This window comes from Streptomyces sp. NPDC020807 (genome assembly GCF_040641575.1).
Classification (GTDB): Bacteria; Actinomycetota; Actinomycetes; order Streptomycetales; family Streptomycetaceae; genus Streptomyces.
Genome location: NZ_JBFADU010000009.1, coordinates 55,901 through 76,902, shown reverse-complemented (window position 1 = coordinate 76,902; position 21,002 = coordinate 55,901). Strand labels below are relative to the sequence as shown.

Annotated in this window: 19 protein-coding genes; 11 read left to right on the top strand and 8 right to left on the bottom strand. The window is 71.5% G+C overall.

The window, feature by feature from the left end; genetic code table 11:
* Positions 1-123: 123 nt before the first annotated feature.
* From pgi to AB0G79_RS16510, 3 genes are read left to right on the top strand one after another with little or no spacing between them, the layout of a single operon-like run.
* The gene (gene pgi / locus AB0G79_RS16520; protein WP_360807070.1) at positions 124-1,788 is read left to right on the top strand and encodes a glucose-6-phosphate isomerase; all 1,665 of its coding nucleotides are present in this window, start codon (positions 124-126) and stop codon (positions 1,786-1,788) included.
* A 22-nt stretch (positions 1,789-1,810) separates the two neighbouring features.
* Positions 1,811-2,293, top strand: a complete 483-nt coding sequence (locus AB0G79_RS16515) for a PH domain-containing protein (RefSeq protein WP_360806840.1) — start codon at positions 1,811-1,813, stop codon at positions 2,291-2,293.
* The gene (locus AB0G79_RS16510) at positions 2,290-3,852 is read left to right on the top strand and encodes a PH domain-containing protein (RefSeq protein ID WP_360806837.1); all 1,563 of its coding nucleotides are present in this window, start codon (positions 2,290-2,292) and stop codon (positions 3,850-3,852) included. The genes AB0G79_RS16515 and AB0G79_RS16510 overlap by 4 nt, the downstream gene beginning before the upstream one ends.
* 34 nt (positions 3,853-3,886) lie before the next feature.
* Here AB0G79_RS16510 and pgl read toward each other — a convergent pair whose 3' ends face one another.
* Genes pgl through tkt form a run of 5 tightly spaced genes read right to left on the bottom strand, consistent with a single transcriptional unit; the run spans position 3,887 to position 10,507 of the window.
* Positions 3,887-4,657, bottom strand: coding sequence for a 6-phosphogluconolactonase (pgl, locus tag AB0G79_RS16505; RefSeq protein WP_360806834.1), 771 nt, complete (start codon positions 4,655-4,657; stop codon positions 3,887-3,889).
* On the bottom strand, positions 4,654-5,733 hold the full coding sequence (gene opcA / locus AB0G79_RS16500; protein WP_360806831.1) for a glucose-6-phosphate dehydrogenase assembly protein OpcA: 1,080 nt from the start codon (positions 5,731-5,733) through the stop codon (positions 4,654-4,656). The genes pgl and opcA overlap by 4 nt, the downstream gene beginning before the upstream one ends.
* Entirely contained in the window at positions 5,730-7,262 is a 1,533-nt protein-coding gene (gene zwf / locus AB0G79_RS16495; protein WP_360806829.1) for a glucose-6-phosphate dehydrogenase, read from the bottom strand. Before zwf ends, opcA begins: the two co-directional genes overlap by 4 nt.
* A gap of 5 nt (positions 7,263-7,267) precedes the next feature.
* Positions 7,268-8,386 carry a transaldolase gene (gene tal, locus AB0G79_RS16490; RefSeq protein ID WP_360806826.1) on the bottom strand — a complete coding sequence of 373 codons (1,119 nt, stop codon included), beginning with the start codon at positions 8,384-8,386 and terminating at the stop codon, positions 7,268-7,270.
* A gap of 36 nt (positions 8,387-8,422) precedes the next feature.
* Positions 8,423-10,507, bottom strand: coding sequence for a transketolase (gene tkt, locus AB0G79_RS16485; RefSeq protein WP_360806823.1), 2,085 nt, complete (start codon positions 10,505-10,507; stop codon positions 8,423-8,425).
* A gap of 348 nt (positions 10,508-10,855) precedes the next feature.
* Between tkt and AB0G79_RS16480 the strand changes: the two genes are divergently transcribed.
* From AB0G79_RS16480 to AB0G79_RS16470, 3 genes are all read left to right on the top strand, one after another.
* Entirely contained in the window at positions 10,856-11,803 is a 948-nt protein-coding gene (locus AB0G79_RS16480) for a heme o synthase (RefSeq protein WP_360806820.1), read from the top strand.
* 104 nt (positions 11,804-11,907) lie between these two features.
* The gene (locus AB0G79_RS16475; protein ID WP_360806817.1) at positions 11,908-12,228 is read left to right on the top strand and encodes a hypothetical protein; all 321 of its coding nucleotides are present in this window, start codon (positions 11,908-11,910) and stop codon (positions 12,226-12,228) included.
* A gap of 115 nt (positions 12,229-12,343) precedes the next feature.
* Positions 12,344-13,480 carry an amidohydrolase gene (locus AB0G79_RS16470; RefSeq protein ID WP_360806814.1) on the top strand — a complete coding sequence of 379 codons (1,137 nt, stop codon included), beginning with the start codon at positions 12,344-12,346 and terminating at the stop codon, positions 13,478-13,480.
* Positions 13,481-13,535: 55 nt separating this feature from the next.
* On the opposite strand, the gene AB0G79_RS16465 is transcribed toward AB0G79_RS16470, so the two are convergent.
* The 3 genes from AB0G79_RS16465 to AB0G79_RS16455 all read right to left on the bottom strand — a co-directional run bounded on the left by AB0G79_RS16465 (position 13,536) and on the right by AB0G79_RS16455 (position 16,277).
* The gene (locus AB0G79_RS16465; protein WP_360807068.1) at positions 13,536-14,507 is read right to left on the bottom strand and encodes a COX15/CtaA family protein; all 972 of its coding nucleotides are present in this window, start codon (positions 14,505-14,507) and stop codon (positions 13,536-13,538) included.
* 64 nt (positions 14,508-14,571) lie between these two features.
* Positions 14,572-15,336, bottom strand: coding sequence for an ABC transporter permease (locus tag AB0G79_RS16460; RefSeq protein WP_360806811.1), 765 nt, complete (start codon positions 15,334-15,336; stop codon positions 14,572-14,574).
* Positions 15,333-16,277: an ABC transporter ATP-binding protein gene (locus tag AB0G79_RS16455; RefSeq protein ID WP_360806808.1), complete on the bottom strand. Its 945-nt coding sequence runs from the start codon at positions 16,275-16,277 to the stop codon at positions 15,333-15,335. The genes AB0G79_RS16460 and AB0G79_RS16455 overlap by 4 nt, the downstream gene beginning before the upstream one ends.
* Positions 16,278-16,387: 110 nt before the next feature.
* Between AB0G79_RS16455 and AB0G79_RS16450 the strand changes: the two genes are divergently transcribed.
* The 5 genes from AB0G79_RS16450 to AB0G79_RS16430 all read left to right on the top strand — a co-directional run bounded on the left by AB0G79_RS16450 (position 16,388) and on the right by AB0G79_RS16430 (position 20,998).
* On the top strand, positions 16,388-17,176 hold the full coding sequence (locus tag AB0G79_RS16450) for a formate/nitrite transporter family protein (protein ID WP_360806805.1): 789 nt from the start codon (positions 16,388-16,390) through the stop codon (positions 17,174-17,176).
* Positions 17,177-17,279: 103 nt separating this feature from the next.
* Entirely contained in the window at positions 17,280-18,017 is a 738-nt protein-coding gene (locus AB0G79_RS16445; protein ID WP_360806802.1) for an ArsR family transcriptional regulator, read from the top strand.
* Positions 18,014-19,429 (top strand): Fe-S cluster assembly protein SufB, encoded by a 1,416-nt coding sequence (sufB, locus tag AB0G79_RS16440; protein WP_360806799.1) that lies wholly within the window; start codon positions 18,014-18,016, stop codon positions 19,427-19,429. Before AB0G79_RS16445 ends, sufB begins: the two co-directional genes overlap by 4 nt.
* 70 nt (positions 19,430-19,499) lie before the next feature.
* Positions 19,500-20,681 (top strand): Fe-S cluster assembly protein SufD, encoded by a 1,182-nt coding sequence (sufD, locus tag AB0G79_RS16435; protein ID WP_360806796.1) that lies wholly within the window; start codon positions 19,500-19,502, stop codon positions 20,679-20,681.
* Complete coding sequence (locus tag AB0G79_RS16430; protein ID WP_360806793.1) at positions 20,681-20,998, top strand: bifunctional 3-phenylpropionate/cinnamic acid dioxygenase ferredoxin subunit; 318 nt, start codon at positions 20,681-20,683, stop codon at positions 20,996-20,998. The genes sufD and AB0G79_RS16430 overlap by 1 nt, the downstream gene beginning before the upstream one ends.
* The last annotated feature ends 4 nt before the right edge of the window (positions 20,999-21,002 follow it).

Sequence of the window (21,002 nt, the reverse complement as noted above, 5' to 3'; positions counted from 1 at the left end):
CTTCTGTTCGCGGGCAGGGCCCTTCGCCGCGTTCCGCTCGGCGTCGCGTCACCACCCTTCCGAATCAATTAGGTTGGAGGGGCAGCGGGGCAGACAAACGAGAAGAAATGGGCGATGTCCGATATGAAGAACGAAGGCCGCACGAGGCTCAACCAGCTGCCCGAGTGGGCGGCCCTCGGCAAGCACCGTGAGCAGCTGGGCGACACCCACCTGCGCGAGCTCTTCGCCGCCGAGCCGACGCGCGGCACCGACCTCACCCTGCGGGTCGGCGACCTCTACCTGGACTACTCCAAGCAGCTCGTCACCGACGAGACGCTGAACCTGCTGCGCGAGCTCGCCGCCGCCACCGGCGTGGCCGAGCTGCGCGACGCCATGTTCCGCGGCGAGAAGATCAACACCACCGAGGACCGCGCCGTCCTCCACACCGCGCTGCGCGCCCCCCGCGGGGCCGTCGTCGAGGTCGACGGCGAGAACGTCGTCCCCGGCGTGCACGCCGTCCTCGACAGGATGAGCGCCTTCGCCGACACCGTCCGCGCGGGCGGGTGGACCGGTCACACCGGCAAGCCGATCAAGAACATCGTGAACATCGGCATCGGCGGCTCCGACCTCGGCCCCGCCATGGCCTACGAGGTCCTCCGCTCCTTCACCCAGCGGGACCTGACGTTCCGTTTCGTCTCCAACGTGGACGGCGCCGACCTCCACGAGGCCGTCCGCGACCTCGACGCCGCCGAGACGCTCTTCATCGTCGCCTCGAAGACCTTCACCACCATCGAGACGATCACCAACGCCACCTCCGCCCGGGACTGGCTCCTCACCGAGCTGAGGGCCGGCCAGGACGCCGTCGCCAAGCACTTCGTCGCCCTCTCGACCAACGCCGAGAAGGTCGAGGAGTTCGGCATCGACACGGCCAACATGTTCGAGTTCTGGGACTGGGTCGGCGGCCGCTACTCGTACGACTCCGCCATCGGCCTCTCCCTCATGATCGCCATCGGCCCGGAGCGCTTCCGCGAGATGCTCGACGGCTTCCACCTCGTCGACGAGCACTTCCGCACGGCCCCGCCCGAGGAGAACGCGCCGCTCCTCCTCGGCCTCCTCGGCGTCTGGTACGGCGCGTTCTTCGACGCCCAGTCGCACGCCGTCCTGCCGTACTCCCACTACCTCTCCAAGTTCACCGCCTACCTCCAGCAGCTCGACATGGAGTCCAACGGCAAGTCGGTGGACCGCGACGGCAACCCCGTCGACTGGCAGACCGGACCCGTCGTCTGGGGCACCCCCGGCACCAACGGCCAGCACGCCTACTACCAGTTGATCCACCAGGGCACCAAGGTCATCCCGGCCGACTTCATCGCCTTCGCCCGGCCCGTCGAGGACCTCCTCCCCGGCCTCGTCGCCCAGCACGACCTGCTCATGGCGAACTTCTTCGCCCAGACCCAGGCGCTCGCCTTCGGCAAGACGCCCGAGGAGGTCCGGGCCGAGGGCGTCCCCGAGGAGCTCGTCCCGCACAAGACCTTCCTCGGCAACCACCCCACCACCACGATCCTGGCCGACGCGCTCACCCCGTCCGTCCTCGGCCAGCTCGTCGCGCTCTACGAGCACAAGGTCTTCGTCCAGGGCGCCGTCTGGAACATCGACTCCTTCGACCAGTGGGGCGTCGAGCTCGGCAAGGTCCTCGCCAAGAAGATCGAGCCGGTCCTGACGGCCGCCGACGGGGCCGAGGGCGGCGACCGCCTCGACAGCTCCACCGCCGGACTCGTCTCCGCCTACCGCACCCTGCGCGACCGGGGCTGACCGCGTGACGGGGGAGGACGCGGTGCGGCTGAGGCCGCCGAGGAACGCCGTGGACGCGCGGGCCGTCACCTGGTGGCGCACCCGCGTCCTGGCGACCACCGCCGTGCCGGTGGCCGTCCTCGGCGTCCTCGGGGCGCTCGTCGGGCCCGCCCGGTCCTGGCTGCTCCTGGCGGCCGGGACCGCGGCGGCCCTGGGCCTCGGCTGCGCCGCGTTCCTCCCCGCCTGGTGGTTCCGCGTGCACCGCTGGGAAGTCACCGACGAGGCCGTGTACGTCCGCACCGGGGCGCTCTGGCAGGAGTGGCGGATCGCCCCGATGTCCCGGATCCAGACCGTCGACACCACAAGGGGCCCGCTGGAGCAGCTCTTCCGGCTCGGCACCGTCACGGTCACCACCGCCTCCTCCAAGGGCGCCCTGCGGATCGCGGGCCTCGACCACGAGCTCGCCGCCGGGCTCGCCGAGCGGCTCACCGCCCTCACCCAGGCGGCGCCCGGGGACGCCACATGACCGAGGGCGGCCCCGGAGGCGAGTGGCGGCGCCTCGACCGGCGCATGCTGCTGGCCACCGCCGCCGTCCTGTGCGGTGTGGCCGGCGGTGCCGGAGTGCCCGTGGCGGCCGGCCTCGCCGGCTCCCGGCCCCTGTGGCAGGCCCTCTCCTGGGTCCTCGCCGGAGCGCTCCTCCTCGTCCTCGGCGGCACCGCCGCCGACTACGTCCGCTGGCGCCGCACCCGCTACCGCATCGGCCCCGAGCGGGTCGAACTCCACACCGGGCTCCTCCTGACGAAGCGCCGCTCCCTGGCCCGCGAACGCATCCGCAGCGTCGACCTCACCGCCAACCCCCTGCAACGCCTCCTCGGCCTCGTCGAGGTCCGCATCGGCACCGGTGAGAGCACCGGCGGCAGCGAGTCCACGCTCGAACTCGACCTGGTCACCCGTGCCGAGGGCGAACGCCTCCGCCACGAACTCCTCGCCCGTGCCGCGACCGGCCCCGCCGACGGGCCCGACGACGGCGTCCTCGCCGCCGTCGACCCGCGGTGGATCCGCTACGCACCGCTCTCCTTCGTCGCCCCCGCCCTCGGCGGCGCGGCCGCCGGGTCCGTGATGCAGGTCAGCGAGTGGTTCGGCGCCCAGGCCGCGGTCATCGACTGGATAGGGGACCGCTTCCGGGACGTCTCCCTCGCCTGGATGCTCGTCGACCTGGTCCTCGTCGCCACCGCCGTCGGGGCCGTCGGAGCCCTCGGGCTCTGGATCGAGATGTGGTGGAACTACCGGCTGGAGCGCGAGCCCGGCGGCACCCTGCGCGTCCGCCGCGGGCTCCTCACCGCCCGCTCGGTCTCCCTGGAGGAGCGCCGGCTGCGCGGGATCGAGCTCGTCGAGCCGCTCGGGGTGCGCCTGGCGCGGGCGGCCCGCGTCGACGCCGTCGCCACCGGCCTCGCGAAGGACGACGGGGACAAGCACGCTGACCTCAAGACCCTGCTGCCCGCCGTGCCCAGGGCCCTCGCCGACCGGGTCGCCGCCCAGGTCCTCCGCGAGGCGGAACCGCCCACCGCCGCCCCGCTCGCCGCCCACCCCCGCGCCGCCAGGACCCGCAGGCTGCGCTGGGCCCTGTGGTCCGTCGCCGTCCCGGTCGCCGCCCTCGCCGTGCTCGGACTCCTCCTGACCCCGGTCCTGCTGTACGTGGCGGGCGGCTGCGCCCTCGTCCTCACCCCGCTCGCGGTGACCCTCGCCCGCGACGCCTACCGCGGCCTCGGGCACGGCGTCAGCGGCGGCTTCCTCGTGACCCGTTCGGGCACGCTCCGGCGCACCACGGTCGCCCTCCAGCGCTCCGGCGTCATCGGCTGGACCGTCAAGCAGTCGTACTTCCAGCGCCGGGCCGGCATCCTCACGCTGACCGCCACGACGGCGGCGGGGGAGGGGGCGTACGACGTCCTGGACGCGGGCGAGAGCCAGGGCCTGGCCTTCGCCGCAGGGGCCGTACCGGGGCTCCTGACGCCGTTCCTGGAACCCGTACCCGTGCCCGTGCCCGCCCACGTGCACACGAAGGAGGCCCGGCCCACCGACAGGTGAACCGGGCCTCCTTGAGGCGGCGTCAGGCCGTGCGTCAGGCCGAGGCCGGCGGGTACAGCTCCCGCGGCAGCTCGGAGGCGGCGGCCGCGTCCAGCAGCCACAGCGTCCGGGAGCGCCCGTAGGCGCCGGCCGCCGGGGCCTGCACCTCGCCCGCGCCCGACAGCGCGACGGCCGCGGCCTTCGCCTTGTCCTCGCCGGCCGCGAGCAGCCAGACCTCGCGCGCCGACCGGATCGCCGGAAGGGTCAGCGAGACGCGCAGCGGCGGCGGCTTGGGAGCGCCGTGCACCCCGACCACCGTCCGCTCGGTCTCACGGACCGCCGGGAGCTCCGGGAAGAGCGAGGCCACGTGCGTGTCCGGGCCGACGCCCAGCATCAGCACGTCGAACTCCGGCGCCGAACCGTTCTCCGCCGCCGCGGCCAGCTCCTCCGCGTACGCGGCGGCGGCCGAGTCGACGTCACCGTACGGCCCGTCCGACGCGGGCATCGCGTGCACCCGCGCCGGGTCGAGCGGCACGCGGTCGAGCAGCGCCTCACGGGCCTGCGTCACGTTCCGCTCCGGGTCGCCCTCGGGGAGGAACCGCTCGTCGCCCCACCAGAGGTCGAGCCGCGACCAGTCGACGGCGTCCCGCGCGGGCGCCGAACCGAGCGCCGCGAGCAGGCCGTTGCCGTTGCGGCCGCCGGTCAGGACGACCGAGGCGGAGCCACGGGTGGCCTGGGCGTCGACGATCCGGGTGATGAGCCGGGCCGCGGCGGCCTGGGCCATCAGCTCCTTGTCGCGGTGGACGACCAGCTGAGGGGTGCTCACTTGGCCGCCGCCTTCTTGGCCGGGGCCTTCTTCGCGGCGCTCTTCGCCGCGGGCTCGGCCGGGGCGTCCGTGGCCCCGGCCTCGGCCGTCACGTCGGCCTCGGCCGTCACGTCGACGACCTGCGGGGCCTCGGGGGCGACCGTCGCCGCCTCCTCGTCCAGCCGTTCCAGGCCGAACCTGAGCGCCGTCGCGTAGGTGTCGTCCGGGTCGAGGCGGCGCAGCTCCTCCGCGATCAGCTCGGCCGTGTCACGGCGCTTGAGCGCCACGCCCCGGTCCGGCTGGCCCTGGATGGAGAGCGTCGCGAGCGAGCCGTCGGGCCGGTCGAGGACGATCGGACCCGCGCTGGACTCGAGGCGTACGGAGGTGAGGCCGGGGCCCGCCGACGTCGTGCGCCGGACCGGCACCTTCAGCCGCTCGGCCAGCCACATCGCGAGCAGCTCGACGCTCGGGTTGAACTCCTCGCCCTCGACCTCGGCCGAGGTGACCCGGCACGCGACCTGGTCGAGCGCGGCGGCCAGCATCGAGCGCCACGGGGTGATCCGGGTCCACGAGAGGTCCGTGTCGCCGGGGGTGTACGTGTCCGCCCGCGCCGTCAGCTCCTGGATGGGCTGCTCGGCGGAGTAGGTGTCGGTCACCCGGCGCTGGGCGAGCGCGCCCAGCGGGTCGTTCGCCGGGTCGGTCGGCGCGTTCACCGGCCACCAGACGACGACGGGGGCGTCCGGGAGGAGCAGCGGAAGCACCACCGACTGGGCGTGGTCGACGACCTCGCCGTACAGCCGGAGGACAACCGTTTCGCCGGTGCTGGCGTCGGCGCCGAGGCGGACCTCGGCGTCGAGCCGTGCCTTGGCGCGGTCCCGCGGCGAGCGCGAGACCCGCTTGATGACGACGAGGGTCCGCGAGGGGTGCTCGCGGGACGCCTCGTTGGCCGCCTTCAGCGCGTCGTAGGCGTTCTCCTCGTCGGTGACGATCACGAGGGTGAGCACCATGCCGACGGCCGGCGTGCCGATCGCCCGCCGCCCGAGCACCAGCGCCTTGTTGATCTTGGAGGACGTGGTGTCCGTCAGGTCGGTCTTCATGGCCGGCGCCAGCTCCTGCCGTCTCGTGCGAGCATCTCGTCCGCCTCGACCGGACCCCAGGTCCCGGACTGGTACTGCGCGGGCTTGCCGTGCGTGTCCCAGAACTGCTCGATCGGGTCGAGGATCTTCCAGGACAGCTCGACCTCCTCGACGCGCGGGAAGAGGTTCGAGTCGCCGAGCAGGACGTCGAGGATGAGCCGCTCGTACGCCTCGGGGCTGGACTCCGTGAAGGACTCGCCGTAGGCGAAGTCCATGGACACGTCCCGGATCTCCATCTGGGTGCCGGGCACCTTGGAGCCGAACCGCACCGTCACGCCCTCGTCCGGCTGGACCCGGATGACGATGGCGTTGCGGCCGAGTTCCTCGGTCGCGGTGTGGTCGAAGATGGAGTGCGGGGCGCGCTGGAAGACGACCGCGATCTCGGTGACGCGGCGGCCGAGGCGCTTGCCCGTACGGAGGTAGAAGGGGACGCCCGCCCAGCGGCGGTTGTCGATCTCCAGCTTCACGGCCGCGTAGGTGTCGGTCTTCGACTCGGGGTCGATGCCGTCTTCCTGCAGGTAGCCGACGGCCTTCTCGCCGCCCTGCCACCCGGCCGCGTACTGGCCGCGGACCGTGGACTTGCCCAGGTCCTTCGGGAGCTTCACCGCGCCGAGGACCTTGGTCTTCTCCGCCGCGAGGGCGTCGGCGTCGAAGGTCGCCGGCTCCTCCATCGCGGTCAGCGCGAGGAGCTGGAGCAGGTGGTTCTGGATGACGTCACGGGCGGCGCCGATGCCGTCGTAGTACCCCGCCCGGCCGCCGATGCCGATGTCCTCGGCCATGGTGATCTGGATGTGGTCGACGTACGACCGGTTCCAGATCGGCTCGAAGAGCGTGTTGGCGAAGCGGAGCGCCAGGATGTTCTGGACGGTCTCCTTGCCGAGGTAGTGGTCGATCCGGAAGACCTCGTTCGGCGGGAAGACCTCGTGGACGACCTCGTTGAGCTCCTTGGCGGAGGCCAGGTCGTGCCCGAAGGGCTTCTCGATGACCGCGCGGCGCCACGAGCCGTCCTTCTGGTCCGCCAGCCCGTGCTTCTTCAGCTGCTGGACGACCTTGGGGAAGAACTTCGGGGGAACCGAGAGGTAGAAGGCGAAGTTGCCGCCGGTGCCCTGCGCCTTGTCCAGCTCCTCGACGGTGGACTTCAGCTGCTCGAAGGCGTCGTCGTCGTCGAAGTCGCCCTGGACGAACCGCATGCCCTGGATCAGCTGCTGCCACACCTCCTCACGGAACGGCGTACGCGCGTGCTGCTTGACGGCCTCGTGGACCTCCTGCGCGAAGTCCTCGTCCTGCCACTCGCGCCGGGCGAAGCCGATGAGCGAGAAGCCCGGCGGCAGCAGGCCGCGGTTGGCCAGGTCGTAGACGGCGGGCATCAACTTCTTACGGGACAAATCGCCCGTGACGCCGAAGATCACCAGACCCGACGGCCCCGCGATGCGCGGGAGCCGTCGGTCGGCGGCGTCACGGAGCGGGTTGGCTCCGTCGACTGCGCTCAAAGTGCTTACGCCTCCGAAGGTGCGAGGCGCTGGAGCTCCGCCTCGGTGGACTTGAGCAGGTCGTTCCAGGACTGCTCGAACTTCTCGACGCCCTCGTCCTCGAGGAGCTGGACGACCTCGTCGTAGCTGATGCCCAGCTCCGCGATGGCCGCGAGCTCGGCGCGGGACTGGTCGTAGGTGCCGCGCACGGTGTCGCCGGAGACCTCGCCGTGGTCGGCGGTGGCCTCCAGGGTGGCCTCCGGCATGGTGTTGACCGTGCCGGGGGCGACCAGGTCCACGACGTACAGGGTGTCCTTGTACGCCGGGTCCTTGACGCCGGTCGAGGCCCACAGCGGACGCTGCTTGTTGGCCTGCGCCTTGTCGAGGGCGGCCCAGCGGTCCGAGGAGAAGACCTCCTCGTACGCCTCGTAGGCCAGACGGGCGTTGGCCAGGGCGGCCTTGCCCTTGAGCGCCCCGGCCTCGGCGGTGCCGATGCCGTCCAGGCGCTTGTCGATCTCCGAGTCCACGCGGGAGACGAAGAAGGAGGCCACCGAGTGGATCTTCGAGAGGTCGAGGCCGCGCTCGCGGGCCTTCTCCAGACCCGCCAGGTAGGCGTCCATGACCGCGCGGTAGCGCTCCAGCGAGAAGATCAGCGTCACGTTCACGCTGATGCCGAGGCCGATGACCTCGGTGATCGCCGGCAGACCCGCCTTGGTGGCCGGAATCTTGATGAGCGTGTTCGGGCGGTCCACCAGCCAGGCCAGCTGCTTGGCCTCGGCGACCGTGGCGACCGTCTCGTGGGCGAGACGCGGGTCGACCTCGATGGAGACCCGGCCGTCCTGGCCGTCGGTCGCGTCGAAGACCGGCCGCAGGATGTCGGCGGCGTCGCGGACGTCCGCCGTCGTGATCATGCGGATGGCCTCGTCGACCGTCACCTTGCGGGCGGCCAGGTCGGCGAGCTGCTGCTCGTACCCGTCACCCGAGGAGATGGCCTTCTGGAAGATCGAGGGGTTCGTGGTCACACCGACCACATGGCTCTGGTCGATGAGCTCGGCCAGGTTGCCGGACGTGATCCGCTTGCGCGAGAGGTCGTCCAGCCAGATCGCGACGCCTTCGTCGGAGAGGCGCTTGAGTGCGTCTGTCATGAGAGTTGCATCTCCATTGAGTCGTACGTATGCGTGTCAGCGCGCGGCGGCGGCCAGGGATTCCTGCGCGGCGGCGGCGACCGCCTCCGGCGTGAAGCCGAACTCGCGGAAGAGGACCTTCGCGTCGGCCGAGGCACCGAAGTGCTCCAGCGAGACGATCCGGCCGGCGTCCCCGACGTACTTGTGCCAGGTGAGACCGATGCCGGCCTCGACCGCGACGCGGGCCTTGACCGACGGCGGCAGGACGGAGTCCTTGTACGCCTGGTCCTGCTCCTCGAACCACTCCACGGACGGCATCGAGACCACGCGGGTCGGGACGCCGGCGGCCTGGAGCTGCTCGCGGGCCTCGACGGCCAGGTGCACCTCGGAGCCGGTCGCGATCAGCACGACCTGCGCGTCGCCGTCCGCCTCGAACAGCACGTAGCCGCCCTTGGCCGCGTCCTCGTTCGGCGCGTACGTCGGAACGCCCTGGCGGGTGAGGGCGAGACCGTGCGGGGCGCCCTTGCCGAAGACCTTGGTGTGCCGCTTCATGATCTCGCGCCAGGCGATCGCCGTCTCGTTGGCGTCGGCCGGACGGACCACGTTCAGGCCGGGGATGGCGCGCAGCGAGGCCAGGTGCTCCACCGGCTGGTGGGTCGGGCCGTCCTCGCCGAGGCCGATCGAGTCGTGCGTCCAGACGTACGTCACCGGCAGGTGCATCAGGGCCGACAGACGCACGGCGTTGCGCATGTAGTCGGAAAACACCAGGAAGGTGCCGCCGTAGATGCGGGTGTTGCCGTGGAGCGCGATGCCGTTCATCTCGGCGGCCATCGAGTGCTCGCGGATGCCGAAGTGGATCGTGCGGCCGTACTTGTCGGCCTCCGGCAGCGGGTTGCCCTCGGGCAGGAACGACGAGTTCTTGTCGATCGTCGTGTTGTTCGAGCCGGCGAGGTCGGCCGAGCCGCCCCACAGCTCCGGGATGACCGCGCCGAGCGCCTGGAGGACCTGGCCGGAGGCCGCGCGGGTGGCGACGCCCTTGCCGGGCTCGAAGACGGGGAGCTTCTCCTCCCAGCCGGCCGGCAGCTCGTTCGCCTGGATCCGGTCGAAGAGGGCCGCCTGCTCCGGGTTGGCCGTACGCCACTCCGCGAGGGACTTCTCCCACGCGGCGCGGGCCTCGCCACCACGGGCGCCGAGCGCGCGGGTGTGGGCGATGACGTCGTCGCCGACCTCGAAGGTCTGCTCCGGGTCGAAGCCGAGGACGCGCTTGGTGGCCGCGATCTCCTCGTCGCCGAGCGCCGAGCCGTGCGAGGCCTCGGTGTTCTGCGCGTTCGGGGCGGGCCAGGCGATGATCGAGCGCATCGCGATGAACGACGGGCGCTCGGTCTCGGCCTCGGCGGCCCTGACGGCCGCGTAGAGCGCGGCGGGGTCCAGGTCGCCGTTGGCCTGCGGCTCGACGCGCTGGACGTGCCAGCCGTACGACTCGTACCGCTTCATCGTGTCCTCGGACACGGCCGTCTCGGTGTCGCCCTCGATCGAGATGTGGTTGTCGTCCCACAGCAGGATCAGGTTGCCGAGCTTCTGGTGGCCCGCGAGGGAGGACGCCTCGGCGGAGATGCCCTCCTGGAGGCAGCCGTCACCGGCGATCACGTAGATCCGGTGGTCGAACGGCGAGGTGCCCTCGGCGGCCTCCGGGTCGAACAGACCGCGCTCGTAGCGGGCGGCCATCGCCATGCCCACGGCGTTGGCGACGCCCTGGCCCAGCGGGCCGGTGGTCGTCTCGACGGCGGCGGTGTGGCCGTACTCCGGGTGGCCCGGGGTCTTCGAACCCCAGGTGCGGAAGGCCTTCAGGTCGTCCAGCTCGAGACCGAAGCCACCCAGGTACAGCTGGGTGTAGAGGGTCAGCGAGGAGTGGCCCGCGGAGAGGACGAACCGGTCGCGTCCGACCCACTCGGGGTCGGCCGGGTCGTGCCGCATCACCTTCTGGAAGAGGGTGTACGCGGCCGGTGCGAGGCTCATCGCCGTACCGGGATGGCCGTTGCCGACCTTCTGTACGGCGTCCGCGGCCAGGAGGCGGGCGGTGTCGACCGCGCGCTGGTCCAAGTCGGTCCACTGGAAGTCTGTGGTGGTCGGCTGAGTGCTCACCCTGAGTCAGGGCTCCTCTCCACATGTTCGGAAGCCGGTGACTGAGGGTGTACCGGCGGTGTCGAGCCTACCTCCGACGAAGGCCCCGCCAGAGCCCCACGACCCCTGTGCAGCCCCCTCAAATGAGCGCACGGACCCAGAGTGCCGGGCCTTGTGCCACTTCGCCTCCCGAACGATGTCCACCCCTTGGGACGTACCCGGCGACACACCGGGGACACACCCCCTCAACACGACCCCACCCCCGCGAAGATCGGCGTCTGGGCAACGTCTACAGTGGCGTGGTACGTGCGAGCTTTACCCCGTCTTCATCCGGGGAACTCGCTGGGAAATTCTCTGTCAGGGGTGTGCGTGACGGCCGTCGAGTCCCGACCCGCAGGGGTCGTCTTGACTCCCAGCCCGGGGGGCCATCGGCCGTTCGGGGCCCTCGTCAAGGCATACGTGGCGCTGACCAAGCCGCGGATCATCGAGCTGCTGCTCATCACGACCGTTCCGGTGATGTTCCTCGCCGAGCAGGGCGTGCCGAACCTGTGGCTGGTGCTCGCCACCTGCTTCGGCGGCTACCTGTCGGCGGGCGGCGCCAACGCGCTGAACATGTACATCGACCGCGACATCGACGCCCTGATGGACCGGACCTCCCAGCGCCCGCTGGTCACCGGCTTCCTGACCCCCCGCGAGGGCCTGGTCTTCGGCCTCGCCCTCGCCGTCGTCTCGACGCTCTGGTTCGGGCTGCTCGTCAACTGGCTCTCCGCCGCGCTCTCGCTCGGCGCGCTGCTCTTCTACGTCGTGGTCTACACGATGCTCCTGAAGCGCAGGACCACGCAGAACATCGTCTGGGGCGGCATCGCCGGCTGCCTGCCGGTCCTCATCGGCTGGTCCTCGGTGACCAACTCGATGTCCTGGGCCGCGGTCATCCTCTTCCTCGTCATCTTCTTCTGGACGCCGCCGCACTACTGGCCGCTGTCCATGAAGGTGAAGGACGACTACGCGCGCGCCGGCGTGCCGATGCTCCCGGTGCTGGCCTCCAACAAGGTCGTGGCCAGGCAGATCGTCGCGTACAGCTGGGTGATGGTCGCCGTTTCGCTGCTGCTGACCCCGCTCGGCTACACCGGCTGGTTCTACACGGCCGTGGCGCTGCTCACCGGCGGCTGGTGGCTGTGGGAGGCGCACGCGCTCCTCAACCGCGCCAAGGCGGGCGCCACCGGCGCCAAGCTCAAGGAGATGCGCCTCTTCCACTGGTCCATCACCTACGTCTCGCTGCTCTTCGTGGCGGTCGCGGTGGACCCCTTCCTCCGGTAGGACACCGGGACGGCGCGCAGACGGCTCCGACGGCCGGGTCACGTGGCACAGGCCACGCGACCCGGCCGTCGCCACTTCCTCTACCCATCGGTAGCATCCCTGCCATGGCAGACACGAAGCAGGAAGAGCGCAAGGCGGCCAAGCTCGCGAAGCGGATCCGGGCGTTCTCCTCGGAGCACGGCGGCGCGGAGGGGCACCTCGCCCACATCGGCCAGGCCGGTACCCGGATCGTCCTCGTCGGGACGGACGGCGGCTGGGGCGACGTGGTGGCCCCCACGTACCCGATCGCCCAGCAGGCCGCCGAGAAGGCCGGTCTGACCCTCCACGAGGAGTTCGACGGCGAGTTCGCCGCCAAGGTCGTCACGGGGCCGTACGAGTGGACCCGGATGGCCGGAATCCAGATCGGCGGCCCGTCCAACGGCTGACCCGCGGCCGGCACCGCCGAGGCGCGAGGTGGCCGAGAAGCGCCGGGGCGACAACCTCGCGCGGGGCTCACCCGTTAGGACGTGTGGAGACACGTCCACGCAGGGAGCGCCCGAGATGATCGACCCGCCGAGCCTGGTGGACCAGTACTGCCACGGAGTGCTCCGTACGGAGCTCGGCCTCGGCACCTTCGAGAGCCACCTCGGCGCGCACCTCGGCGACCGTCACGGCGCCCGGTACGGCGACCACCGCGCCGGGCCGCCCCCGCCGCCCGCCGCCGGGACCACCTTCTTCGACACGCAGACCGGTTTCGCCGTACGCCGCTGGTGCCCGCCGCTCCTCGGTCTCGAACCGCACTGCCCGCCCGCCCGCTACCTCGCCCGCCGTCGCGAGCTCGGCACCGCCGAGGCGGCCCGCCGGCTGCTCAGGGCCACCGGGATCGCCACGTACCTGGTCGACACCGGCCTCCCGGGCGATCTGACCCGGCCCGCCGAGATCGCCGCCGCGGGCGGTGCCGAGGCCCACGAGATCGTCCGCCTCGAACCCCTCGCCGAGCAGGTCGCCGACACCTCGGGGACCGTCGAGTCCTTCCTCGCCAACCTCGCGGAGGCCGTCCACGGCGCCGCGGCGGGCGCCGTCGCCTTCGCCTCCGTGGAGGGCGTGCGCCGGGGGATCGCGACGACACCGGAGCCGCCGGGACCGGGGGAGGTGCGCGGGGCGGTGGGCCGGTGGCTGGCCGGCCGTCCGGCGGGCGGACCGCTGACCGACCCCGTCCTGCTGCGGCATCTCCTCTGGATCGCGGTCACGGCGGGACGCCCGCTCCAGCTGCACGCCGGTGGGCGGAATCCGGCCGTCCTCGCCGACTTCGCCGCCGCCACGGCGGGACTCGGCGTTGACCTTGTCCTGGTATGCGGAGATTCGTACCGCAGGGACGCCGCTCATCTGACGGCCGTCCATCCGCATATTTACGCGGATCTCGGCCGGATTTTCGGTCAGGGAAGCCCCAGGGCGGCGGTCTCCCTGTTCGAAATCCTGGATCTGGCGCCCTTCGGCAAGCTTCTCTTCTCCAGCGGCGCCCACGCCCTGCCCGAACTCCACGTGGTCGCCGCGAGCACGTTCCGCTCGGCGCTGGCCCGGGTGCTCGGCGAATGGGTGATGGACGGCGCCTGGTCCCGTACGGACGCCCAGCGCGTCGCCGCGATGATCGGGGGCGGCAACGCGCGACGGGTCTACCGGCTCGCGGGGAGCGGATAGACCCGTCGGGAGGCCCCGGGATACCTCCGGAGGCCCCGGGAGGGCCGTCGCCGGATCAGGCGGTGGTCGCGAGCGCCGGGTCGGCCTGGGCGGGGATCTCCGCCGTGGGCACCGGCCGCTCGCGCAGGCTCAGGGCCAGGCGCAGCACCGCGATCCACATCAGCGAGGAGCCGAGCATGTGGGCGGCGACCAGGAGCTCGGGGACCCCGGTGAAGTACTGGACGTAGCCGATGCCGCCCTGCGCGAGCAGCACGACCAGCAGGTCGCGGGCGCGGGCACGGGTGTCGTCCGGGGCGTCCACGACGCGCAGGACCAGCCACATCGCGACGGCGAGCGCGCAGACCAGCCAGGCGGCGATCGCGTGGACGTGGGCCGCGTCCGTCCAGTCCCACGGCATGCGCGGGACGTCGCTGCTGTCGCCGGCGTGCTTGCCGGCGCCGGTCACCGTCGTGCCGAGCACGATGAGGAGCGCCGAGGCGAGCGTGATCGCCCAGGACAGCTTGCGGACCGGTCCCGGGACGCGCGGCCGGGGGGCGGTGTCGCCCTCGCCGGCGCGGTGCCAGGTGATGACCGCGACCGTGAGGAGCGCGTTCGCGGCGATGAAGTGGCCGGCGACCGTCCACGGGTTGAGGCCCATCCACACCGTGATGCCGCCGATGACGGCGTTGCTCATCACGATCCAGAACTGGGCCCAGGCCCAGCGGGTGAGGTTCCGGCGCCACGGCTTCGTGCACCGGGCGGCGACGATCGCCCAGCCGACGGCCGCCGAGAGGACGTACGTCAGCATCCGGTTGCCGAACTCGATCAGGCCGCGGTAGCCCTGCTCGGGCGTCACGATGAGGCTGTCGTCCGTGCACTTCGGCCAGGTGTCGCAGCCGAGACCGGAACCGGTCAGCCGGACCGCGCCGCCGGTCACGATGATGAGCACGCTCATCACGACGGCGGACAGCGCGGCGCGCCGGAGCGTCCGGGGGGACGGGGTCCAGCGCTTGGCGAGGGAGGCGAGGGGGGTCAGCACGGGCCCTATCGTAGGACGGCGCTTGTGCGCGCGTTCACGAGGGGGGCGTATGTGGCGGAACGGAACCTTACGGTTACTCCCAGCGGAAGAACCGCGCCGCCGCCCCGAGACCCAGGACCGCCCAGACGGCCAGGATCAGGGCGTCGCCCCAGGGCATCGACGCGCCGTGCTGCAGGACGTCCCGCAGGCCGTCGGAGAGCGCCGAGACCGGGAGCAGCGCCAGGACGTCGCCCGCGGCGCCGAACTTCTCCAGCGGCACGATGATCCCGCCGCCCACCAGGAGCAGCAGGAAGACCAGGTTGGCGGCGGCCAGGGTGGCCTCCGCCCTGAGGGTGCCCGCCATGAGCAGGCCGAGGCCCGAGAAGGCGGCCGTGCCGAGGACCAGGAGCAGCGCCACGGAGAGCGGGTCGCCGTGCGGCGACCAGCCGAGGGCGAGCGCGATGGCCGTGAGCAGGGCGACCTGGAGCACCTCGGTGACGAGCACGGAGAGCGTCTTGGCGGTCATGAGCGCCCAGCGGGGGAGCGGGGAGGCGCCCAGCCGCTTGAGGACCCCGTACCGCCGCTCGAAACCGGTGGCGATGGCCTGGCCGGTGAAGGCGGTGGACATCACGGCGAGCGCGAGGACGCCCGGCGCGAGGAAGTCGACGGCCTCGCCGTCCCCGGTGTCGACGACGTCGACCGTGGAGAAGAGGACGAGGAGCAGCGAGGGGATGATCACCGTCAGGAGGAGCTGCTCGCCGTTGCGCAGCAGCATCCGGGTCTCCAGGGCGGTCTGCGCCCCGATCATGCGGCCGACGGGCGCCGCGCCCGGCTTGGGGGAGTAGGTGCCGGTGCTCATGACCGCAGTTCCTTGCCTGTCAGTTCCAGGAAGACGTCTTCGAGGGTGTGGCGCTCGACGGAGATGCCCTCGGGCATGACGCCGTGCTGGGCGCACCAGGTGGTGACCGTGGCGAGCAGCTGCGGGTCGACGGTGCCGGTGATCCGGTACGTCCCGGGGAGCGGCTCCGCCGCGGCCGTGCCGTCGGGCAGGGCCTTGAGGAGCGAGCCGAGGTCGAGGCCGGGGCGGCCGGTGAAGCGCAGGGTGTTCTCGGCGCCGCCGCGGCAGAGCTGCTCGGGGCTGCCCTGGGCGGCGACCCGGCCGGCGTCGACGATGGCGACGTCGTCGGCGAGCTCCTCGGCCTCCTGCATGAAGTGGGTCGTGAGGACGACCGTCACGCCGTCGGCGCGCAGCTCGCGGACGAGGTCCCAGGTGGCGCGGCGGGCCTGCGGGTCGAGTCCGGCGGTCGGCTCGTCGAGGAAGACGAGTTCGGGGCGGCCGACGACGGCCATGGCCAGCGCGAGGCGCTGCTGCTGGCCGCCGGAGAGCCGCCGGTAGGTCGTACGGCCGCAGGAGCCGAGGCCGAGGCGCTCGATCAGGGCGTCGACGTCGAGGGGGTGGGCGTGGAGCTTCGCCATGTGGCGGAGCATCTCGTCGGCGCGGGCGCCGGAGTAGACGCCGCCGGACTGGAGCATGACGCCGATGCGGGGCCGCAGGGCGTCGGCGTCGGCGACGGGGTCGAGGCCGAGGACGCGGACGGTGCCGCCGTCGGGCCTGCGATAGCCCTCGCAGGTCTCGACGGTGGTGGTCTTCCCGGCGCCGTTGGGGCCGAGGACGGCGGTGACCGTGCCGGTCCGCACGTCGAGGTCGAGGCCGTCGACGGCGGTCTTGTTCCCGTACCGCTTCACCAGGCCGCGTACACGCACGGCGCCGGTGGCGCTGTCGACGGACTCGTTTCCCATGGGGGGAAGTCTAGAGAGGGGCGAAGGTCCTCCCGGTCCGGGGCCCGGGTCCCTGGAGTCGGGACCTTTACGCGCGGTTCACCCGCGGCGGCGGACATAGCGTCGACAGGGTGATCAGTGTCGCGGAGAACCTCCAGGAGACGGTCGGGCAGGCCGAGCACAAGACCCACGACCTGGCCCGTCCGGGCCGGTACGCGGTGTCGGCGATGCTCGCGGGGGCGTACATCGGGATCGGTGAGGTGCTGCTGCTGGTCGCGGTCTCGCCGTTCGTCGCGGAGCACGCGGCGGTGACGAAGCTCCTGGAGGGGGCCGTCTTCCCGATCGCGTTGACGATCGTGATGTTCGCCGGGGCGCAGCTCTTCACCAGCAACGTGATGGTGATGCTGCTCGGCGCGCTGTCGGGGCGGACCGGCGTGCGGGACCTGGTGGGGAGCTGGGTGCTTTCCCTGGCGGGGAACCTCGCGGGCGCGTTCGCGTTCGGGGCGATGGCGCACGCCTCCGGGGTCCTGTCGGCGCCGTCGGCGAAGGCGATGCTGGCGGAGCTGGTGGCCGGCAAGGAGGCGCTGGCGGGCGGGCAGCTGTTCTGGCGGGCCGTGCTCTGCAACATGCTGGTCTGCCTGGGCGTGTGGATGTTCTACCGGGCCAGGGGCGACGGGGCGAAGGTGCTGGTCCTGTGGCTGCCGGTGCTGGTCTTCGTCGCGGTGGGCTTCGAGCACTGCGTGGCGAACATGGCGCTCTTCTCGCTCGCGGTCCTCGACGGGACGGCCGGTTTCGGGGACCTGGCGCGGAACCTCCTCTACACCGTGCCGGGCAACATCGTGGGCGGCGGGGCGCTCGTGGCCTGCGCCTACTGGTTCACGGGGCGGCCGGAACGGGCCTCCGATTCATCCCACGAATGATCATTCCCGCAGGTCAGGTAAGCCTTACCTGAGTGATGCACGGCACCGCGGGTGATCCGGACGCGGCTTGTCAGTCCTCGATTAATTACGCAACAATGGCGTTGTGAAAAACGTTGGCGCGGCTCCGGTGGAGGAACTCGCGACCCGAGAGCGTTCGACGCGCAACCGGGTCGCCCGGTCGATCCTGGACCACGGTCCCTCGACCGTCGCCGACCTCGCCGGGCGGCTCCGCCTCACCCAGGCCGCCGTCCGCCGCCACCTCGACTCCCTCGTCGCCGACGGCGTCGTCGAGGCCCGGGACAAACGGGTCTACGGCACCCGGGCCCGCGGCCGCCCCGCCAAGGTCTTCGTGCTCACCGACTGCGGCCGGGACGCCTTCGACCAGTCGTACGACTCGCTGGCCGTCGAGGCGCTCCGCTGGATCGAGCGCTCCGCCGGCGGAGGGGCGGCAGGGGAGGCGGCCGTCGCCGCCTTCGCCCGCGACCGGATCGAGACCCAGGGCGACCGCTACCGGGAGGCCGTCGAGGCGGCCGACCCCGCGGACCGGACGGAGGCGCTCGCCAAGGCGCTCACGGCGGACGGGTACGCTGCCACTGCGCGGAACGCGCCGGTCGGCGAGCAGCTCTGCCAGCACCACTGCCCGGTCGCCCACGTCGCCGAGCAGTACCCGCAGCTGTGCGAGGCGGAGACGGAGTTCTTCTCCCGCCTCCTGGGAACGCACGTCCAGCGTCTGGCCACCATCGCGCATGGTGACGGCGTCTGCACGACGTTCATCCCGCACAGCACCCCACAGACCACGTCAGAAGCATCTGTCAGCACGGCCGGGAGGAACCCCGCATGACCACCGAGATCAGCCACCCCGAGCTCGAGGGCCTGGGTCGGTACGAGTACGGCTGGGCCGACTCCGACGCGGCCGGCGCCACGGCCAAGCGCGGGCTCAACGAGGATGTCGTCCGCGACATCTCGGCGAAGAAGAACGAGCCCGAGTGGATGCTGAACCTGCGTCTCAAGGGTCTGCGCCTCTTCGGCAAGAAGCCCATGCCGACCTGGGGCTCCGACCTCTCCGGCATCGACTTCGACAACATCAAGTACTTCGTGCGGTCCACCGAGAAGCAGGCCGAGTCCTGGGAGGACCTGCCGGAGGACATCAAGAACACGTACGACAAGCTCGGCATCCCGGAGGCGGAGAAGCAGCGCCTCGTCGCCGGTGTCGCCGCCCAGTACGAGTCCGAGGTCGTCTACCACCAGATCCGCGAGGACCTGGAGGAGCAGGGCGTCATCTTCGTCGACACCGACACCGCGCTGAAGGAGCACGAGGAGCTCTTCAAGGAGTACTTCGGCACCGTCATCCCGGTCGGCGACAACAAGTTCGCCTCCCTGAACACGGCCGTGTGGTCCGGCGGCTCCTTCATCTACGTGCCGAAGGGCGTGCACGTCGAGATCCCGCTCCAGGCCTACTTCCGCATCAACACGGAGAACATGGGCCAGTTCGAGCGGACGCTGATCATCGTCGACGAGGACGCCTACGTCCACTACGTCGAGGGCTGCACCGCCCCGATCTACTCCTCGGACTCGCTGCACTCCGCGGTCGTCGAGATCATCGTCAAGAAGGGCGGCCGCTGCCGCTACACGACCATCCAGAACTGGTCGAACAACGTCTACAACCTGGTGACCAAGCGCGCCGTCGCCTACGAGGGCGCCACCATGGAGTGGGTCGACGGCAACATCGGCTCCAAGGTCACCATGAAGTACCCGGCCGTCTACCTCATGGGCGAGCACGCCAAGGGCGAGACCCTGTCCATCGCCTTCGCGGGCGAGGGCCAGCACCAGGACGCCGGCGCCAAGATGGTCCACCTGGCCCCGAACACCTCCTCCAACATCGTCTCCAAGTCGGTGGCGCGAGGCGGCGGCCGGACCTCCTATCGCGGTCTCATCGAGATCGGCGAGGGCGCCCCGGGCTCCAAGTCCAACGTCCTCTGCGACGCGCTGCTCGTCGACACGATCTCCCGCTCGGACACGTACCCCTACGTGGACGTCCGCGAGGACGACGTCTCCATGGGCCACGAGGCCACCGTCTCCAAGGTCTCCGAGGACCAGCTCTTCTACCTGATGAGCCGCGGCCTCACCGAGTTCGAGGCCATGGCGATGATCGTCCGCGGCTTCGTCGAGCCCATCGCCAAGGAGCTCCCGATGGAGTACGCCCTGGAGCTCAACCGGCTGATCGAGCTGCAGATGGAGGGCTCGGTCGGCTAGCAGCCGCCGCACCTCCGCATTCGCAGCGCCCGACTTCGTACGTACGCAGGAAGAGAGCAAAAGACCAGCCATGGCTGAGGCTCAGAACATCCCGGCGGGTTCCACCACCGCCGGCTCGATCGCGGTGGCCGCCGAGTCCACCGTCGCCACGCGCATGAGCGCGCCCCCGTCCTTCGACGTCGCGGACTTCCCCGTCCCGCACGGCCGCGAGGAGGAGTGGCGGTTCACCCCGCTGGCGCGCCTCCGCGGCCTGCACGACGGCACCGCCGTCGCCTCCGGGGAGGGCGTCAAGGTCGAGGTCCAGGCCCCCGAGGGCGTCACGGTGGAGACCGTCGGCCGCGAGGACGAGCGGCTCGGCAAGGCCGGCAAGCCGGTCGACCGCGTCGCCGCCCAGGCGTACTCCTCCTTCGAGAAGGCCTCGGTCGTCACCGTCGCCAAGGAGGCCGTCCTCACCGAGCCGATCCGCATCTCCGTCCACGGACAGGGCGGGGTCGCCTTCGGCCACCAGGTGATCGAGCTCGGCGCCTTCGCCGAGGCCGTCGTGGTCATCGACCACACCGGTGACGCCGTGCTCGCCGCCAACGTGGACTACGTCCTCGGCGACGGCGCCAAGCTCACCGTCGTCTCCGTCCAGGACTGGGACGAGACCGCCGTCCACGTCGCCCAGCACAACGCGCTGGTCGGCCGCGACGCCTCCTTCAAGTCGGTCGTCGTCACCTTCGGCGGTGACGTCGTCCGCCTCCACCCGCGCGTCTCCTACGCCGCCCCCGGCGGCGAGGCCGAGCTCTTCGGCCTGTACTTCACCGACGCCGGGCAGCACCAGGAGCACCGCCTCCTGGTCGACCACAACACCCCGCACTGCAAGTCCAACGTGGCCTACAAGGGCGCCCTTCAGGGCCAGGACGCGCACGCCGTCTGGATCGGTGACGTGCTCATCCAGGCCGCCGCCGAGGGCACCGACACCTACGAGCTCAACCGGAACCTGGTCCTCACGGACGGCGCCCGGGTCGACTCCGTGCCGAACCTGGAGATCGAGACCGGCGAGATCGCCGGCGCCGGCCACGCCTCGGCCACCGGCCGCTTCGACGACGAGCAGCTCTTCTACCTGATGGCCCGCGGCATCCCGGAGGCCGAGGCCCGCCGCCTCGTCGTCCGCGGCTTCTTCGCGGAGCTCGTCCAGCAGATCGGTCTGCCGGACGTCCAGGAGCGCCTCCTCGCCAAGATCGAGGCCGAGCTGGAGGCCTCCGTCTGATGGCCTTCGTCCGAGTCTGCGCGCTGAGCGAGCTGGAGACCGACACCCCGCGGCGGGTCGAGGTCGACGGCACGCCGGTGTCGGTCGTCCGCACCGAGGGCGAGGTGTTCGCGATCAACGACATCTGCTCGCACGCGAACGTCTCCCTCTCGGAGGGCGAGGTCGAGGACTGCGCCATCGAGTGCTGGCTGCACGGGTCCAGCTTCGACCTGCGCACCGGCAAGCCCTCCGGCCTTCCCGCGACGCGCCCCGTCCCCGTATACCCCGTAAAGATCGAAGGGGACGATGTGCTCGTCTCCGTCACCCAGGAGTCCTGAGTCA

Coding starts and splice junctions, on each gene's coding strand:
- AB0G79_RS16475 (WP_360806817.1), top strand. CDS start 11,908: ATGGCAGACACGAAGCAGGAAGAGCGCAAGGCGGCCAAGCTCGCGAAG.
- AB0G79_RS16430 (WP_360806793.1), top strand. CDS start 20,681: ATGGCCTTCGTCCGAGTCTGCGCGCTGAGCGAGCTGGAGACCGACACC.
- AB0G79_RS16510 (WP_360806837.1), top strand. CDS start 2,290: ATGACCGAGGGCGGCCCCGGAGGCGAGTGGCGGCGCCTCGACCGGCGC.
- sufD (WP_360806796.1), top strand. CDS start 19,500: ATGGCTGAGGCTCAGAACATCCCGGCGGGTTCCACCACCGCCGGCTCG.
- pgi (WP_360807070.1), top strand. CDS start 124: ATGAAGAACGAAGGCCGCACGAGGCTCAACCAGCTGCCCGAGTGGGCG.
- tal (WP_360806826.1), bottom strand. CDS start 8,386: ATGACAGACGCACTCAAGCGCCTCTCCGACGAAGGCGTCGCGATCTGG.
- sufB (WP_360806799.1), top strand. CDS start 18,014: ATGACCACCGAGATCAGCCACCCCGAGCTCGAGGGCCTGGGTCGGTAC.
- AB0G79_RS16455 (WP_360806808.1), bottom strand. CDS start 16,277: ATGGGAAACGAGTCCGTCGACAGCGCCACCGGCGCCGTGCGTGTACGC.
- AB0G79_RS16470 (WP_360806814.1), top strand. CDS start 12,344: ATGATCGACCCGCCGAGCCTGGTGGACCAGTACTGCCACGGAGTGCTC.
- AB0G79_RS16460 (WP_360806811.1), bottom strand. CDS start 15,336: ATGAGCACCGGCACCTACTCCCCCAAGCCGGGCGCGGCGCCCGTCGGC.
- opcA (WP_360806831.1), bottom strand. CDS start 5,733: ATGAAGACCGACCTGACGGACACCACGTCCTCCAAGATCAACAAGGCG.